General features: G+C 63.1%; 11 protein-coding genes. 10 read left to right on the top strand and 1 reads right to left on the bottom strand.

The annotated features are described in order from the left end of the window. Positions 1 to 42 precede the first annotated feature (42 nt). The 5 genes from DGA31_RS18445 (at position 43) to DGA31_RS18425 (ending at position 11,129) form a co-directional block, all read left to right on the top strand. The gene (locus DGA31_RS18445; protein WP_109513533.1) at positions 43 to 825 is read left to right on the top strand and encodes an SDR family NAD(P)-dependent oxidoreductase; all 783 of its coding nucleotides are present in this window, start codon (positions 43 to 45) and stop codon (positions 823 to 825) included. 52 nt (positions 826 to 877) lie between these two features. Beyond that, complete coding sequence (locus DGA31_RS18440; RefSeq protein ID WP_109513532.1) at positions 878 to 1,876, top strand: NADP-dependent oxidoreductase; 999 nt, start codon at positions 878 to 880, stop codon at positions 1,874 to 1,876. 420 nt (positions 1,877 to 2,296) lie between these two features. Continuing rightward, on the top strand, positions 2,297 to 6,796 hold the full coding sequence (locus DGA31_RS18435) for a beta strand repeat-containing protein (protein ID WP_109513531.1): 4,500 nt from the start codon (positions 2,297 to 2,299) through the stop codon (positions 6,794 to 6,796). Between the two features lie 200 nt (positions 6,797 to 6,996). Next, entirely contained in the window at positions 6,997 to 9,816 is a 2,820-nt protein-coding gene (locus DGA31_RS18430) for a DUF4347 domain-containing protein (RefSeq protein ID WP_109513530.1), read from the top strand. Between the two features lie 29 nt (positions 9,817 to 9,845). Next, entirely contained in the window at positions 9,846 to 11,129 is a 1,284-nt protein-coding gene (locus DGA31_RS18425) for a glycosyltransferase family 4 protein (protein WP_109513529.1), read from the top strand. A 41-nt stretch (positions 11,130 to 11,170) separates the two neighbouring features. Here the strand turns inward: DGA31_RS18425 and DGA31_RS18420 are convergent, their stop codons facing one another. Further along, positions 11,171 to 12,067, bottom strand: a complete 897-nt coding sequence (locus DGA31_RS18420; RefSeq protein ID WP_082481800.1) for a LysR family transcriptional regulator — start codon at positions 12,065 to 12,067, stop codon at positions 11,171 to 11,173. Positions 12,068 to 12,167: 100 nt separating this feature from the next. Here DGA31_RS18420 and DGA31_RS18415 point away from each other — a divergent pair, with 100 nt between their 5' ends. The 5 genes from DGA31_RS18415 to DGA31_RS18395 all read left to right on the top strand — a co-directional run bounded on the left by DGA31_RS18415 (position 12,168) and on the right by DGA31_RS18395 (position 17,779). Continuing rightward, a complete protein-coding gene (locus DGA31_RS18415; protein WP_109513528.1) occupies positions 12,168 to 13,043 on the top strand; it encodes an MBL fold metallo-hydrolase in 876 nt (291 codons plus the stop codon). Positions 13,044 to 13,204: 161 nt separating this feature from the next. Continuing rightward, positions 13,205 to 14,257: an FUSC family protein gene (locus DGA31_RS18410; RefSeq protein ID WP_109513527.1), complete on the top strand. Its 1,053-nt coding sequence runs from the start codon at positions 13,205 to 13,207 to the stop codon at positions 14,255 to 14,257. A gap of 108 nt (positions 14,258 to 14,365) precedes the next feature. Further along, positions 14,366 to 15,277: a substrate-binding domain-containing protein gene (locus DGA31_RS18405; protein WP_109513526.1), complete on the top strand. Its 912-nt coding sequence runs from the start codon at positions 14,366 to 14,368 to the stop codon at positions 15,275 to 15,277. A 213-nt stretch (positions 15,278 to 15,490) separates the two neighbouring features. Further along, positions 15,491 to 15,952, top strand: coding sequence for an Lrp/AsnC family transcriptional regulator (locus DGA31_RS18400; RefSeq protein ID WP_109513525.1), 462 nt, complete (start codon positions 15,491 to 15,493; stop codon positions 15,950 to 15,952). A 147-nt stretch (positions 15,953 to 16,099) separates the two neighbouring features. Beyond that, positions 16,100 to 17,779 (top strand): flavin monoamine oxidase family protein, encoded by a 1,680-nt coding sequence (locus tag DGA31_RS18395; RefSeq protein WP_109513524.1) that lies wholly within the window; start codon positions 16,100 to 16,102, stop codon positions 17,777 to 17,779. Positions 17,780 to 17,787 lie beyond the last annotated feature (8 nt).

Below are 17,787 nucleotides of genomic sequence, written 5' to 3'. Positions count from 1 at the left end.
CGCCTCCCACACTGACCCATCTTTTCTCAAGAGAACGACCTCATGACTGCTCGCCCTGCTGTTCTGATTACCGGCGCCTCCATCGGCATTGGCGCCACCTACGCCGCACGCTTTGCCCAGCGCGGTCACGATCTGGTGCTGGTTGCCCGCGACCAGGCCAAACTGGACGCCCTGGCCACCCGCTTGCGCGACGAGCACAAGGTGAACGTCGATGTACTGCAGGCCGACCTCACCCAGCCAGGCGACCTGGCGGCCGTCGAAACGCGCCTGCGTGAAGACACCCGCATCGGCATCCTGATCAACAATGCCGGTGCGGCCCAGTCCGGTACGTTCATCGAGCAGAGCACCGAGAGCATCGCGCAGCTGGTTGCGCTCAACACCACGGCCCTGGTGCGCCTGGCCAGCGCCGTTGCGCCGCGCCTGGTACAGGCCGGTGAAGGTGCGATCATCAATATCGGTTCGGTGGTGGGCCTGGCACCCGAGTTCGGCATGTCGGTGTACGGCGCGACCAAGGCATTCGTGCTGTTCCTGTCCCAGGGACTGAGCCTGGAGCTGGCCCCCAAAGGCGTCTATGTGCAAGCGGTGCTGCCGGCAGCCACGCGCACGGCCATCTGGGAGCGGGCCGGCATCGACATCGACACCATTGCCGAGATCATGGAAGTCGACGACCTGGTCGATGCCGCGCTGGTCGGTTTCGATCGCCGGGAAACGGTGACCATTCCGCCCTTGCAGGACGCCGCTCGCTGGGAAGCCTTGCAGGGCGCCCGCCAGGCCTTGCTCGGTGACATCCGCCAGGCCGAGGTGGCCGAACGTTATCGGGCCTGAAACCGGCCTGCCCGCCACCCACCCCGCCCCTTGGCAACCAGGACCGCTCCCCATGAAAGCCTTTTCAATCGATCGCTATGGCAAGCACAGCGGCAGTTTCAATGAGGTGCCCGAGCCTGCGGTGGGACCGCACGATGTGCTGGTTCAGGTGCATGCCGCCAGCGTCAACCTGCTGGACGCGAAGATTCGCACCGGCGAGTTCAAGTTGATCCTGCCGTATGCATTGCCGCAGGCTCTGGGCAACGACCTGGCCGGGGTGGTGGTGGGCACGGGCCCGGCCGTGCAGCGCTTCAAACCGGGCGATGAGGTCTACGCACGCCCACCGCAAGACCGCATCGGCACGTTCGCCGAACGGATCGCGGTGCATGAACAGGCGCTGGCGCTGAAACCGCACAACCTCGACATGGTGCAGGCGGCGTCCTTGCCCTTGGTGGCGCTGACTGCCTGGCAGGTGCTGGTGGAAACCGCGCGCCTGAAGAAAGGCCAGAAGGTGTTGATTCATGCCGGCTCAGGCGGCGTCGGCACGGTGGCCATCCAGTTGGCCAAGCACCTGGGCGCCTTTGTCGCGACCACCACCAGCACCGCCAATGTCGAGTGGGTCAAGGCACTGGGGGCGGACGTGGTCATTGACTACACCCAGCAGGATTTTGCCCACGTGCTCAGTGGTTATGACGTGGTGCTCAACAGCCTGGACAGCAAGGTGCTTGAACAATCGCTCAGCGTGCTCAAGCCCGGCGGCCAGTTGATCTCCATCTCGGGGCCGCCCACCCCGGCGTTTGCCCAGGCACAAGGGTTGTCCTGGGGGCTGCGGCAGGCCATGCGTCTGTTGAGTTTCGGCATCCGCCGCAAGGCCCGTAAAAAGGGCGTGCACTATGCCTTTGTGTTCATGCGGGCCGATGGCGCGCAATTGCGCGAAATCACCGCATTGGTCGAGTCCGGTGTGATCAGGCCGGTCATCGACCGCACCTTCCCCTTCGCCGCCACGGCCGACGCCTTGCGCCTGGTCGAGCAAGGCCGCGCCAAGGGCAAGGTCGTCGTCACGCTCATGTGACGAGCCGCCTGGCGCGCGCCTGGCCGGTCTCTACCGACCAGGCGCGTCTCTTTTCCAGCACTGCATCACAAACCTTCCACACGCCTGATTGGCAAGTTCGCGGGCAACGGGCACAATGCCATTTGTTCGCAAATGTGTCTGTTCTGTACACATTACGCTGCCCATTTTGTCCGTCAGGGAAGGCTGGACCATGTCTTTCAGGCATCTCGTTTTGATTGGCAACCGCACGGCCGGCCTCTACGCCTGTGCCGCCTCGACGCACACCCGGTGTGTCGAGCCCGACCTGTCATTGCTTTCCCCCCGCGACTTTCCTACCGAATACGGCTGACGCCAGCACGTCATCAAGGCGTAGCCCGCGCCTGACACGCTGTGTCACCGAAAAAAACCAACGCCATCACTTTTTCATGCAAGGGAACGGACGTGTCTCTCAACTATACGGATGCACTCGGCAATATCTGGTTCATCGACAGCAACGGCAACCTTAATGATGCCCGAGGCAAGTACCTGCCTGGCAGCACGTCCACCCAGGATGCCCTGGATAACACCTCGTTGTCGGTGTACGTCGCAGGCTCCAGCAGCACCACCTACCTGAACTGGGCGACAGCGACGGCGGGCACCAACACCCACAGCGTGACCGGTGCCAATACCTCGGCGGGCATTTCGGTGGAGCGCAAGACGTTCGTGGCCGATGGCTACGTGCGCATGCTGGAAATCGTGACCAACACCGGCACCACGGCCAAGGCCGTGAAGATCGACCTCAAGGACGATCTCTACTACGACAGCAGCACCAAGACCCTGGCGACCTCCAGCGGCGACACCACACGCACCGCCGCCGATGATTGGGCGGCCTACGGCAGCGCCTCCAATACCAGCTACCCGACACTGACGCATATCGTTTCGGGCGGCGCCGGCTCCCCTGGTGCAGTCAGCTCCACGTCCGCAGACCAGCAAGTGACTTCATACAACCTGAACCTGGCGGCGGGCCAGACCCAGGTGATCATGCATTTCTATGCGTTGTCCGGCGACACCGCGGCGGCCAAGACAATCGGTAACTCGCTGGCCAACCTGAGCAACAATGCCTACCTCACCGGCGTGACGGCAGCCGAACTGAACGGGCTGGTCAACTTCACCAAGGACATCAGCGCGGCCGCCACCACCACCCTGCCCAGCTACGGCCTGAACCTGACCCTGACCGGCACCGCTGCCATCAACGGCACCGGCAATGCGCGCGACAACCTGATCACAGGCAACAGCGCGGCCAACAAGCTGTTCGGCATGGCCGGCAACGACACCCTCAACGGTGGCGCCGGCAATGACACCATGGCCGGTGGCGTCGGCAACGACACCTACCACGTCAACGCGGCGGGCGATGTGATCACCGAGAATGCCAACGAAGGCACCGACACGGTCATTTCCAGCATCAGTTACTCCATTGCCGCCCAGCCTTACCTGGAAAACATCACCCTGACCGGCACCGCCGCCGGGCTGACGGCCACCGGCAACACCGCCAACAATGTGCTCAATGGCAGCACCCACGCCGGCGCCAACACGCTCATCGGCGGGCTGGGCAACGACACCTACATCGTCGGGGCCGGCGATGTGATCACCGAAAAGGTCAACGAAGGCACCGACACCGTACAGGCCAACGTGTCCTGGACCCTGGCGGCCAACCTGGAAAACCTGGTGCTGACCGGGGCCGGCAATATCAACGGTACAGGCAATGCCGGCGCCAACAAGCTGACCGGCAATGCCGGCAAGAACCTCCTGAACGGCGGCGCAGGCAACGACACCCTGGACGGTGGTGCCGGTGCCGACAGCCTCAATGGCGGCGACGGCAACGACAGCTACTATGTCGACCAGGCTGGCGATGTGGTCACCGAAACCAATGCTGTGCTTGCCACCGGTGGCACCGACACGGTCTACGCCAGCCTCAACTACACGCTGGGCAATAACGTCGAGAACCTGGTGTTGCAAGGCACCGCCTACAAAGGCATCGGCAATGCACTGGCCAACAAGCTGACCGGCAATGCGTCCGATAACTGGCTGGACGGCGGCGCCGGTGCCGACACCATGGCCGGTGGCGCCGGCAACGACACCTATGTGCTGGCGGCCGGTGACGTGATCAGCGAGGCCGCCGGCGGCGGCGTCGACACCGTGCGCACGGCCCTGTCGGGCCACACGCTGGGCGCCAACATTGAAAACGGCGTCATGCTTGGCAGTGCCGCCGGCATGACCGGCAACGCCCTGGCCAACCGTATTGTCGGCAACATGGCCAACAACACGATTTCCGGCGCAGCCGGCGACGACACCCTGCTCGGTGGTGGTGGCAACGACAGTCTGGTCGGCGGCGATGGCAACGACCTGCTGGTGGGCGACAGCGGCAGCGCCGAGAACGCTATCAGCTCCGGCGAAGCCATCGTCGATGGCCAGGTCGTGGCGCTGACCATTTCCGCCCCCGAACAAGCCAACGGCACGGTCAAGATCACCGGCAACATCAGCGGCGTAAGCCTGGGCAACACCGGCGTCAACATTGTCTATGTGGTCGACCACTCCGGCAGCATGACCAGCACCTTCCAGGGCACCACCGATGTCGGCGACCTGAACGGCGACAACTACAGCAACTCGGTGCTCGATGCCGCCATTGCCTCGGTCAAGAAGCTCAATGACACCATCATTGCCAGCGGCCTGGGCGGCCAGGCCAACGTCTCGCTGATCCAGTTCGATGACACCGCCGAGGTGCTCTACAACGGTAATCCGGGCACCGACAACAATGCCAACGGCCGGGTCGACCTGTACGACCAACTGCTGCAACTCAAGGCCGGCGGCGGCACGGCCTACAACGCGGCCCTGCAACAGACCCAGAGCTACCTGTCGTCGCTGGGTTCGGGAAAAAACATCGTGTTTTTCCTGTCCGATGGCGCACCGACCGATGGCACCAGCTACATCGACACCGCCAACCTGATTCGTCAGTTGGGCACCGACGGCACCTCGATCCGCGCCATCGGCATGGGCGACGGCGCCTCGGAAAACCCGCTCGACCTGCTCGATGACGGCATCGACAACAATTCGGCGATCATCGTCACCAACCCCGAAGACCTCGACACCACTTTGCTCAACACCTCGGTGCTGGCACTGGCCGACGGCGCCTGGGTCGAGGTGTACCGCAACGGCACGCTGATCGACCTGATCGGTTCCGACAGCTTCACCATAACGCCACTGGGCCTGCGCTTCGAATCGGCGGCCATTACCCTGGGCGCCAGCGGCACCGACCAGATCACCGCCAAGCTGATGACCATGTCGTCGACCGGCACCATGGTCAGCGCCTCGCTGCCGATCAATATCAGCAGCTTTGTCTCCAACGACACCCTGGTGGGCGGCGCGGGCAACGACACGCTGGATGGCGGCAGCGGCAACGACTCGATGGTGGGCGGTACGGGCGATGACGTGTACCTGGTCAATGGCGCAGGCGACCGCGTGGTGGAAAATGCCGCCGAAGGCACCGACACCGTGCGCTCCTCGCAGGCTTCCTACACCCTCACGGCGAACGTCGAGCACCTGCAACTGACCGGCGCTGCGCTCAATGGCATCGGCAACGACCTGGCCAACCTCATCACCGGCAACGAGCTCAATAACAGTTTGCTGGGCGCGGCCGGCAATGACTCGCTGGAGGGTGGCGCCGGCAACGACACCCTCAACGGTGGCACCGGCAATGATTCGATGGTCGGCGGCGCTGGCAACGACACCTACTACGTCGACTCCACGTCCGACTATGTTCGCGAAGACTCGAACGCCGGCAACGACACCGTCATCACCACCTTGAACACGTCCCTGGGCGGTTATGTCAGCGGCGTCTCGACCACCGACAGCCTCTATAACATTGAAAACCTGACCCTGCAGGCCGGCGTATCGACAGCCCTCAATGCCGTGGGCAATACCGACAACAACCGCCTGACCGGCAACGAGTTCAATAACGTCCTCTACGGCCTGGCCGGCAACGACACGCTCAATGGCGGGGCCGGCGCCGACGTGCTCAATGGTGGCGACGGCAACGACACCTATTACGTCGACAACGCAGGCGATGTGATCACCGACACCACAGGCGTGGACAGCGTGATTGCCTCGCTGAACAACTACACCCTGGCAGCCGGCCTGGAAAACCTGTCGCTGGCCAACCTCGCCACCGTGCTCAAGGGCACCGGCAATGCCTCGGCCAACACCCTGACCGGCAACAACTACAACAACATCCTCGACGGCAAGGCCGGTGCCGATGTCATGAATGGCGGTGCCGGCAATGACACCTACTACGTCGACAACGCCCTGGACAAGGTCGTGGAAACCGCCGGCCAAGGCACTGACCTGGTGTATGCCGCCGTCAGCCACAAGCTGGCCAATAACGTCGAGAACCTGGTCCTGACCGGCACCCTCGGCACCAGCGGGGCCGGTAACGCCCTGGCCAACACCCTGACCGGCAATGCCGCCGCCAACCGCCTGCTGGGCTGGGAAGGCAACGACATGCTGATCGGCGGCGCCGGCAACGATACGCTCGAAGGCCATACCGGCAATGACACGCTGGTCGGCGGTGCCGGCAAGGACGTGCTGTCGGGCGGGGCGGGCAACGATGTGTTCGACTTCAATTCGTTGTCAGAGATGGGCACCACCAGTGCCACGTGGGACATCATCACCGACTTCGCCAAGGGCGACCGTATCGATTTGTCGACACTCGATGCCAACACCGCGACCACGGCCAACGATGCCTTTATCGGCACGCTGATCGGGTCCACGGCGGCGTTCACCACCGCCGGCCAGCTCAAGCTGGCGGCAGGCGTGCTGTACGGCAACACCGATGCCGACGGCGATGCCGAGTTCGCCATTGCACTCACCGGAATCAACACCCTGGTGGCGGCGGACTTCATCCTGTAACCGGCTGACAGGCCGATTGAAGATGGCTTGTACTGCAAGGTACAGGCCATTTTTTTTGCCCTTACGCGGTCCTGCTCACGCCTGATCAAAGGCCCGATTGGCAAGCCCACGAGCAACGGGCACAATGCCATCACCGGCCGATTCCTCTCCTTTGCCGGCCACGCTTTCTTCCCCTTCCGTCCTCCAGGGAATGCTGGACCATGACCATCAATAATGTTGTCTTCATCGATAGCCGCGTCGCCGGCTACGAAACCCTGATTGCCGGCTTCAGCGCCGATACCCGCTGGTACCTGCTCGATGCGCGCCAGGACGGTGTCAACCAGATGCACAAGGTACTGGAAGGCTACGCCGGGCTCGACTCGGTGCAGGTCATCAGCCACGGCGCGGCCGGGGCGTTGTACCTGGGCAGCACCGTGCTCAAGGCCGGCAACCTCGGCCAGTACCAGGCGCCCCTCAAGGCGATCGGCGCCAGCCTGGCCGCCGATGGCGACCTCCTGCTCTACGGGTGCGATGTGGCGCAGGGCGAGGCCGGCGTCAGCTTCGTCAACGCCCTGGCCCACCTCACCGGCGCGGATGTGGCGGCCAGTGATGATCGTTCGGGTGCCCAGGCGGATTCGGTGCTGGAAGTGAAGGCCGGCGTGGTCGAGGCCAAGGGGTACGACCTGTCGTCATTGACGGCAAGCCTTGGGGTACTGGTGGGGACGGCAGGAAACGACACGCTGGAAGGCTCAGTGGGGGATGACACGATCCGGGGGGGAGCCGGCAGCGATACGATTATCGGTAGTGGGGGTAATGACCGGATCGAGGGCGGTGATGAAACCGGCTTGTGGGGCGGGGATTACATTCAGGGCGGGCCGGGCAATGACACCATTTTCGGTGGTGCTGGCAATGACCGTCTGGATGGTAATGCTGGAAATGACAGTATTGATGGTGGTGCTGGTGATGACACGTTGTCCGTCTCTGGCGGCCAGGGTAACGACACCTTGCTCGGCGGCAGTGGTAACGATACTTTTTCAGTCTGGCTCTACGACAACGATCGTGCTCAGACCGCTCGCGTATTCGGTGGCGACGGTGACGACAGGATAAAGAGCTACAACGTAAGCTGGGCTGGAAACGATGACGTCATGATTGCAACAGGCGGTGCAGGCAGGGATACCTATGAGTTCATATCAGGCAGTAGCGCCTATCGCCTCACCATCACCGACTTCGCCACCGGCGCCGGCGGTGACCTGATCGACGTCAGCACACTGCTCGACCACAGCGCCGCCAACGGCCGCGGCTACCAGGGCGGCAACCCGATGAGCACCGCCAACGGCTACCTGCGCCTGGTGCAGAACGGCAAGCACACCGAACTCCAGTACGACGAAGATGGCGCGGCCGGCAACCAACACTCTTGGTACACAGCAGTGACGTTTCAGAACGTATTGGCGACCCGATTGACCGCTGACAACTTTAATAACGGCATAAAGCCCGATGGCTCCGCAGTGCCGGGCTTAAAAGTGTCAGGTACAAGCAATTCTGAACTGCTTGCCGGAAGCTATTTCAACGACACCCTTCTGGGTGGTGCAGGTAACGATACGATTACCGGCAGTGGGGGTAATGACCGGATAGAAGGCGGTGATGAGACAGACCTGTGGGGTGGTGACTACATCGAAGGAGGATCGGGTAACGACACCATTTTCGGTGGCGCTGGCAATGACCGTCTGGATGGTAATGCTGGAAATGACAGTATTGATGGTGGTGCTGGTGATGACACGTTGTCCGTCTCTGGCGGCCAGGGTAACGACACCTTGCTCGGCGGCAGTGGTAACGATACTTTTTCAGTCTGGCTCTACGACAACGATCATGCTCAGACCGCTCGCGTATTCGGTGGCGACGGTGACGACAGGATAAAGAGCTACAACGTAAGCTGGGCTGGAAACGATGACGTCATGATTGCAACAGGCGGTGCAGGCAGGGATACCTATGAGTTCATATCAGGCAGTAGCGCCTATCGCCTCACCATCACCGACTTCGCCACCGGCGCCGGCGGCGACCTGATCGACGTCAGCACACTGCTCGACTACAGCGCCGCCAACGGCCGCGGCTACCAGGGCGGCAACCCCATGAGCGCTGCCAACGGCTACCTGCGCCTGGTGCAGAACGGCAAGCACACCGAACTCCAGTACGACGAAGATGGCGCGGCCGGCAACCAATACTCTTGGTACACAGCAGTGACGCTCCAGAACGTCCTGGCCACCGCCGTCAACGCCCATAACTTCAACCCTCTGAAAATCGAAGGCACGACCAATGCCGACGTCCTCACCGGCGGCCTGGGCGTGGATGTCCTCGATGGCGGCGCAGGCAACGACACCCTCGACGGCAGCTGGGGCGCGGACTCCATGACCGGCGGCACCGGCAACGACACCTACTACGTCGACAACGCCGGCGATGTGGTCATCGAGAAAGCCGGCGAAGGCATCGACACCGTTCGCTCCACGGCCAGCACCTTTACCTTGTCGGCCAACGTCGAGAACGGCCGTATCGACACCAGCGCCGCCGCCAACCTCGTTGGTAACAGCCTCAACAATATCCTCAGCGGCTCCAGCGGCAAGAACGTGCTCAATGGCGGGCTGGGCAACGATAACCTGTCAGGTGGCAGCGGCAATGACACCCTGATCGGTGGTGGCGGCAAGGACACGCTGATGGGCGGTGCCGGCAATGACCTCTTCGACTTCAATGCGGTGACCGACACCGGTCTTGCCAGCAGCACGCGGGATGTGATCTCGGACTTTGTGCGTGGCCAGGACAAGATCGACCTGTCGACCCTCGATGCCAATACCGCGACCAGCACCAATGACGCCTTCGACTCGCTGATCACGGGTGCGGCGTTCAGCGGTCGCTTCGCGTCGGTGGGTGATCTGTATTTCGACAACAAGGCGCAGGTGCTCTATGGCAACATCGACGCCGATGCCGAGGCCGAGTTCTCGATCCAACTGGTCGGCGTGACCGCCTTGAGCACGGCCGACCTCATTCTCTGACTGACTTGTACCGGGCCGGGGCCTGTTCGATGCGTTATCTCTTTATCCACCAGAACTTCCCCGGCCAGTTTCGCCACGTCGCCAAGGCGCTGGCCGATGATCCGGACAACCAGGTCATCGCCCTTGGCGAGGCCGCCAACCTTCAGGCACGAGGGGCGTTGCATCCGCGCATTCGCCTGTTGGGCTACCAGCGTGGCGCGGGTGGCCAGAAGCAGACTCACCACTATCTGCAAGACCTCGAAGGGCATGTGCGTCGTGGGCAGACGGTGGTGCGGCTGCTGCTCAAGCTGCGCGATGAAGAAGGCTGGCAGCCCGATGTCATCGTCGCCCACCCCGGCTGGGGCGAAGGGTTGTTTCTCAAGGATGTCTTTCCCCGGGCGCGCCTGATTCAGTACTTCGAGTACTACTACCACGGCACGGGCGGCGATGTCGGCTTTGACCCGCAATTTCCTGCGACTCTGGACGACCGCCTGCGCGTGCGGCTCAAGAACAGCACGCAGCTGCACAGCCTGGTCGGCTGCGACCAGGGCATTTCGCCTACAGGCTGGCAGCAATCGCGCTACCCGACCGAGCTGCAGCACAAGATCGAGGTGATTCACGAAGGCATCGATACCCAGGTCGTCAAACCCCAGCCGGCGGCCTGGGTCGAGATCAATGGCCAGCGCTTTACGGCAGGCGATGAGGTCGTGACCTACATTGCCCGCAACCTGGAACCCTATCGCGGCTTCCATACCTTCATGCGCAGCCTGCCCGGGCTGCTGGCCCTGCGGCCCGGGGCGCGGGTGATCATTGTCGGTGGCGACCGCGTCAGCTACGGCGAGCGCCTGCCCGAAGGCCAGTGCTGGCGGCAGCGTTACTGCGCCGAGCTACAGGACCAGGTCGACTGGCAGCGGGTATTTTTCGTGGGCCAGGTGCCGTATGCCGACTACCTGAAGATCCTCCAGGTCTCGGCGGCGCACGTCTACCTGACCTACCCTTTCGTGCTGTCGTGGTCGATGCTCGAAGCGATGGCCGCCGGCTGCCTGCTGGTGGCCTCCGATACCCCGCCGGTCACGGAAGTCATCGAGCACGCCCACAATGGCCTGCTGGTCGACTTCTTCGACGCCCGGCGCCTGGCCGACACGGTTGCCGCAGCACTGGCCGACCCGGCCCGCTACCAGGCACTGCGCGAGCAGGCGCGCCAGACCATCGTCGAGCGCTACGACCTCAAGCGCGTCTGCCTGCCAAGGATGCTCGACCTGTTGCGCCGCCCCCACACACCGGACCTGCCATACCACACAACGCCGGCGCCCGGACCGCTGCAGGCCCCGTAAGATCGCAGCGCCGCCTTGGCGCGCCAAGGCGGCGCGGTGCCCTACGTCCAGTCCTGCACGCCGGCAAACCACTCGACCAGAAAATCCAGCAACGCCCGCAGCGCCACCGGCATGTGCTTGCGCGAGGCATACACTGCGTGAATACCCAGGCTGGTCGGCTGGCAGTCAGGCAGCAACGCCGCCAGATGCCCGCTGCGGATCAGCGGCGCCACCAGGTAGGCCGGCAGCAAGCCGATGCCGGCATGGTTGAGCACCGCCTGCATCAAGGCCACGGCATCGTTGCTGCTGATCGTGCCACTGACACGCACCGCCAGTGGCTCGCCATCGCGCTCGAAACGCCACAGGGCCGTGTCGTGGTAGGCATGGGTCAGGCAGTTATGCAGCTCCAGGTCTTCAGGCCGGGTTGGTGTGCCGTGCAGCTTGAGGTACTGCGGCGAGGCACAGACATGCGAGTCGCAGCGGGCCAGGCGCCGGGCGATCAGTTGCGGGTCGATCTCGTCGCTGATGCGGATCGCCAGGTCGATGCCCTCCTCGACCAGGTTGACCGTGCGATCGAGCAACTGCAGGTCGACCTTGACCCTCGGGTAGCGCACCACGAACGCCGCCACCGCCGCCGTCAAGCGGGCCTGGCCGAACGAGGTGCTGGCCGTGACGCGTACCTGCCCGCGTGGCTCATCCTCGGGCCGGGCGACACTGGCCTGGATATCCGCCGCCTGTTCCAGCACGCGCCGGCACTTGGGCAGCACCTCGCTGCCAATGCTGGTCAGCGCCAGCCGGCGCGTGGTGCGGTGCAATACACGCCCGCCCAGCCAGGCCTCCAGATCCTGCAGGCAACGTGAAACCACCGGGCGTGATAACCCGAGCTTTTCAGCCGCCGCCGTCTGGCTGCCACATTCCACCACGGTGACAAACACCTGCATGGCCAACATCCGGTCCATTCATTCGTCCGCTTTTCGCAACAAACATGCCGGGAATCTAGCATTTTTCTTATCGATTCCAGCCACTATCGTCTGCACTCCCCCTGTATTGGAGTCCGCCATGTCGACGCCCCTGGTTTCCACCCTGCTTGCCAGCCTGGCCCTGAGCCTGAGCGCCAGCGCCCTGGCCGCGCCACCCTTGACCCTGGACGCTTACAATCCGGGCCATGACGCCATTTTTCCGGTGTCCTCGGTGCTGGTCACCGGTGAGCATGAATCCCTGCTGATCGATGCCCAGTTCGGCAAGGGCCAGGCCGAGAAACTGGTGGAGAAGGTGAAACGCAGCGGCAAACCGCTCAAGCGCATCTACATCAGCCACGGCGATCCGGACTATTACTTCGGCCTGGATACGCTGGTCGACGCGTTCCCCGACGTCGAGGTCCTGGCCAGCGCGCCCACCGTCGAGCACATCCAGCACACCATGAAGGACAAGCTGGCCTACTGGGGTCCCAAACTGGGTACCGATGCACCGCGCCGGCTCATCGTGCCCAAGGTGCTCAAGGGCAATCGCCTTGAGCTCGAAGGCCAGGCGCTGGAAGTCGTCGGCCTGGACGGACCGCAGCCTGAGCGCAGCTTCGTGTGGATTCCTTCGCTCAAGGCCGTGGTCGGTGGCGTGGTCCTGGCCAACAATCAGCATGTCTGGATGGCCGACACCCAGAGCACCCAATCGCATCAGGACTGGCTGGGCACCCTGGCCAGAATCGAAAGCCTCAAGCCCTCGGTCATCGTGCCGGGCCACGCCCTGCCAGGGCCGCGTACCAGCGCCGAGTCACCGGCCTTCACCGCCGACTATATCCGCGCCTTCGACCAGGAAACGGCGCGCAGCAAGGACGCCAAGGCCTTGATCGACGCCATGAAGGTGCGTTACCCAGGCCTGGGCGAAGAGTCCAGCCTGGAACTGAGCGCCAAAGTGGCCAAGGGCGAGATGGCCTGGTAATCATGCTCCACGTACCTGTCGATCAAACCGGCAGCAGGTTCTGAGCACGCCGGGCCTGATCCTTTTCCGGTTGGCGCTGTCCATTAAGCCCGTAGGCCAGCGCCACAAACCCTTGCGGTTATGGCCTACTGTGTTTTCCTCAGCCGACGGTACGCCCACGCATGTTCACAACCCGCCCTGCTTCCATCCCTTCCTGGCTGCGCCCTGTGCTGCGGCCCTTGCTGGACCCGTATCGTCGTTATCGTCATGCCCGGCTGATTCATGCGGCGCGCATTTCGGTCGGCTTGCTGGTGTCGATCCTGCTGACCAGCGGCCTGAACCTGCCCCACGGCGAGTGGGCCTCGGTGACCATGCTGATCGTGATCGGCGGCCTGCAGCACCACGGCAATATCCGCAAGAAGTCGGTCGAGCGCGCCTATGGCACGTTGATTGGCGCAGGCCTGGGGCTGCTGGTGGTGGTGCAGCAGGGCTATCTGGAAATGTCCTTGCTGACCTATTGCCTGATGTCGGTGATGTGCGGTTTCTTCGCCTACCACGCCATCGGCAAGGGTGGCTACACGGCGCTGCTGTCGGCCATCACCCTGTTCGTGGTGGCCGGCCACGGCATCAACCCGATCAGCGACGGGCTGTGGCGTACCGTGGACATCCTGATTGGGATCGTCCTGGCGTTGGCGTTCTCTTTCGCGCTGCCGCTGTACGCCGTGTTTTCCTGGCGCTACAACCTGGCCAGCGGCCTGCGTGATTGCGCCAAGGTCTACGGGCGCATCAGCCAGGACCAGTCGGTGACCGCCGACGAGCACCTGAAACTCGCTGCCAGCCTCAACGCCACCATGCTGCAACTGCGCTCGCTGCTGCCGTCAGTGTCCAAGGAAGTGAAGATTTCCATGGTCGAACTGGACACCATCCAGAGCCAGTTCCGCATGTGCCTGAGCCTGCTGGAGATTCTCGCCAACAGCCGCCCGGCCAATCCCGAGCCGGCCCTCAAGGCTGCACTCGACGCCGATTACCGCCAGAACCGCCGACGCCTGCTGGGCATGGCGCGTGCCCTGCAGACAGGCGCCACAGAACACCTCAAGCGCACGTTCGAGCCCGCCGCCGCCACGCCGGTTCCGGCCGAGGTAACCGGCTACCGGCTGATGACCCGGCAACTGGCGCAGACGCTGGAACAATTACAGGCCCGGCTGGACAAGACGTCACGGCGCTGGAAGCTGTAACACGCAAAAGTGGAAAATATTTTTTGATCCAATATTGATTCGGAATTTATCTTCCACTACCGTCGATCTCATCTTTGATTCGAACAATAACAAGGACAGGATCACATCATGAAACGAGTCTTGCTCGGTGCCTGCGCGCTGGTCATGTCGATGGCCGCGCACGCAGAGTTGCGGATTGGCGTCACGGTCGGCAACCTCGACAACTACATTTCCTACCTGGTCGGCGCCATGCAGGACCAGGCCAAAAAGTCGCCTGACGGCGTGCGCCTGCAGGTCGAGGACTCGGCCAGCGATGTCGGTCGCCAGCTCAGCCAGGTCGAGAGCTTCATCAACCAGAAGGTCGACGCCATCATCGTCAACCCGGCCGACACCGCCGCCACCCAGCGCATCACTGCCAAGGTCCGTGAGGCCGGCATCCCGCTGGTGTACGTCAACAGCCGTCCCGAGGTCGACACCCTGCCCGAAGGCGTGGTCTTTGTCGGCACCGACGAGCGTGCCATCGGGCGCATGCAGATGCAGTACCTGGCCGAGAAAATGAACGGCAAGGGCAACCTGGCGATCATTCTCGGGCGCCTGGCGCACAGCGACACGCGCAAGCGCACTGATGGCGTCAAGGATGTGCTGGGGCAGTTCCCGGACATCAAGGTGGTCGAACAACAGAGCGGCGACTGGCAGCGCGACCAGGGCATGAACATCATGAACAGCTGGGTGGTGTCGGGCGAGAAGATCGATGCCGTGGCGTCCAACAACGACGAGATGGGCATCGGCGCGGCCATGGCGCTCAAGTCCGCCGGGCAGTCGAACGTGCTGGTCGGCGGCATCGACGGCACCCCCGACGGCCTGATGGCGATCAAGAGCAAGATGCTCACCGTCAGCGTGTTCCGTGACCCGGTGGCCATGGGCGCCAAGGCCGTCGACACCGCCCTGGCCCTGGTCAACAAACAGCCCATCCAGGGCGATGTCTGGCTACCAACCCAACTCGTCACCGCCGAAAACTACCAACAATTCGTACGCCCGTAGGAGCGCGCTTGCCCGCGACCGAGTGCGTAGCGCTCGCAAAATCTGCGAAACGCCACAAATTTACGACTGCTAACCCATCAGGGATCTATGAAACGCCACAAATTTACGACTGCTAACGCAGCCGGTCGCGGTGGTCCGGCATTCCGGCAAGCGCGCTCCTACCCCGAGCGCGTTTAATCTCCTACCATGCAGCGGCCCTGTCAGGAGATGCCCTTGTCCACCACCCGCCCCCCCGTTCTCGATGAAATCGACCGCCAGCTGATCGCCGCCCTGCAACTGAACGCGCGTGAAAGCGTGGCGGTGCTGGCCCGGCAGTTGGGCATTGCGCGCACCACGGTGACTTCGCGCCTGGCGCGGCTGGAAAAGACCCGCATTATCACCGGCTACGGCGTACGCCTCGGCCAGCGGGTGGCCGATGGCGGCCTGCAAGCCTATGTCGGGATTACCGTGCAGCCGCGCTCGGGCAAGGAAGTGTTGCGCCGGCTCAGCGTGCTGCCCCAGGTCCAGCAACTGTGCGCCGTCAGTGGCGAGTTCGACTACGTGGCCTGGCTGCGCACCGAGTCGCCGGAACAGCTCGACCAGTTGCTCGACCTGATCGGCAGTGTCGAGGGCGTGGAAAAAACCACTACCTCGATCATCCTCAGCAGCAAGATCGACCGCAGCCAACCGGTCTGATGCAGACGATTTCGTCATATCGCCCGCCTCACTCGTCATATTGACTCAGTCTTCAACACATTGACGACATATTGTGTCTTATTAACGTACGCATCCCTGCCTAGACTGTTGCCTAACCGAACCCGCAGTCGACCAGGGCCGTCAGACATGAAACACACTCGCCACCGCGCAGACGTTCAAAAGCCGATCACCATGTATGGCCCGGATTTCCCCTTTGCCTTCGACGACTGGATCACGCACCCGGCAGGATTGGGCAGCATTCCGGTCGAGCAGCACGGCCGTGAGGTGGCCATCGTCGGCGCTGGCATTGCCGGCATGGTGGCTGCCTACGAATTGATGAAGCTGGGGCTGAAACCGGTGGTCTACGAGGCCTCGCAAATGGGCGGGCGGTTGCGTTCGCAAGCCTTCGAGGGCGCCGAGGGCATCGTCGCCGAACTGGGGGGCATGCGTTTCCCTGCCTCGTCCACGGCGTTTTTCCATTACGTCGACAAGCTCGGCCTGGACACCCAACCGTTTCCGAACCCGCTGACCCCGGCCAGCGGCAGCACAGTGGTCGACCTGGAAGGCAACACGTACTACGCGCAAAGCCTCAGCGACCTGCCGGCCCTGTTCCAGGAAGTGGCCGACGCCTGGGCCGATGCGCTGGAAGCCGGTTCGCAGTTCGCTGCGATCCAGCAGGCGATCCGTGACCGCGACGTCAAGCAACTGAAGGCCTTGTGGAACGAGCTGGTGCCGCTGTGGGACGACCGCACCTTCTACGATTTCGTCGCCACCTCCAAGGCCTTCGCCAAATTGTCGTTCTACCACCGAGAAGTGTTCGGCCAGGTCGGTTTCGGTACCGGTGGCTGGGACTCGGACTTCCCCAACTCGATGCTGGAAATCTTTCGCGTGGTCATGACCAACTGCGATGAAAACCAGCACCTGATCGTTGGCGGCGTGCAGCAGGTGCCGCTGGGTATCTGGCGTCATGCACCCGAACGTTGCGCTCACTGGCCGGCCGGCACCAGCCTGGCGTCTTTGCACCTCGGCGCCCCGCGCACTGGCGTCAAGCGCATCGCCCGTGCCGCCGATGGCCAACTGGCCGTGACCGACAATTGGGGCAATGTAGGTCACTACGCGGCGGTGCTGACCACCTGCCAGAGCTGGCTGCTGACCACACAGATCGAGTGCGAGGAATCGCTGTTCTCGCAAAAGATGTGGATGGCCCTGGACCGCACCCGCTACATGCAGTCATCCAAGACTTTCGTCATGGTCGACCGGCCGTTCTGGAAGGACAAGGACCCGGAAACCGGCCGCGACCTGATGAGCATGACCCTGACCGACCGCCTGACCCGCGGCACCTACCTGTTCGACAACGGCGACGACAAACCGGGGGTCATCTGCCTGTCGTATGCCTGGATGAGCGATGCGCTGAAAATGCTGCCGCAACCCACCGAAAAACGCGTGCGCCTGGCCCTGGATGCCCTGAAGAAGATCTACCCCAAGGTCGACATCGCCAGCCATATCATCGGCGACCCGATCACCATTTCATGGGAGGCGGACCCGCATTTTCTCGGTGCCTTCAAAGGCGCACTGCCGGGGCACTATCGCTACAACCAGCGCATGTACGCGCACTTCATGCAACAGGACCTGCCCTGCGAGCAGCGCGGCATGTTCCTGGCCGGCGATGATATTTCCTGGACGCCGGCCTGGGTCGAAGGTGCAGTGCAGACCTCGCTCAATGCGGTCTGGGGCATCATGACCCAGTTTGGCGGCCGCACCCATGCGGACAACCCGGGCCCGGGCGATGTGTTCGACGAACTTGGCCCGATCGCCCTGCCTGAATAACCCGGAGG

It is taken from the genome of Pseudomonas ovata (genome assembly GCF_003131185.1).
Taxonomy (GTDB): domain Bacteria; phylum Pseudomonadota; class Gammaproteobacteria; order Pseudomonadales; family Pseudomonadaceae; genus Aquipseudomonas; species Aquipseudomonas ovata.
Note: the sequence above shows the minus strand (reverse complement) of the source record. Positions and strands in the feature narration are given on the sequence as shown.

What these genes read in the sequence shown, in the direction of transcription:
- DGA31_RS18445 (WP_109513533.1), top strand. Translation starts at nt 43, where the DNA reads ATGACTGCTCGCCCTGCTGTTCTGATTACCGGCGCCTCCATCGGCATT.
- DGA31_RS18440 (WP_109513532.1), top strand. Translation starts at nt 878, where the DNA reads ATGAAAGCCTTTTCAATCGATCGCTATGGCAAGCACAGCGGCAGTTTC.
- DGA31_RS18430 (WP_109513530.1), top strand. Translation starts at nt 6,997, where the DNA reads ATGACCATCAATAATGTTGTCTTCATCGATAGCCGCGTCGCCGGCTAC.
- DGA31_RS18425 (WP_109513529.1), top strand. Translation starts at nt 9,846, where the DNA reads ATGCGTTATCTCTTTATCCACCAGAACTTCCCCGGCCAGTTTCGCCAC.
- DGA31_RS18420 (WP_082481800.1), bottom strand. Translation starts at nt 12,067, where the DNA reads ATGGACCGGATGTTGGCCATGCAGGTGTTTGTCACCGTGGTGGAATGT.
- DGA31_RS18415 (WP_109513528.1), top strand. Translation starts at nt 12,168, where the DNA reads ATGTCGACGCCCCTGGTTTCCACCCTGCTTGCCAGCCTGGCCCTGAGC.
- DGA31_RS18410 (WP_109513527.1), top strand. Translation starts at nt 13,205, where the DNA reads ATGTTCACAACCCGCCCTGCTTCCATCCCTTCCTGGCTGCGCCCTGTG.
- DGA31_RS18405 (WP_109513526.1), top strand. Translation starts at nt 14,366, where the DNA reads ATGAAACGAGTCTTGCTCGGTGCCTGCGCGCTGGTCATGTCGATGGCC.
- DGA31_RS18395 (WP_109513524.1), top strand. Translation starts at nt 16,100, where the DNA reads ATGAAACACACTCGCCACCGCGCAGACGTTCAAAAGCCGATCACCATG.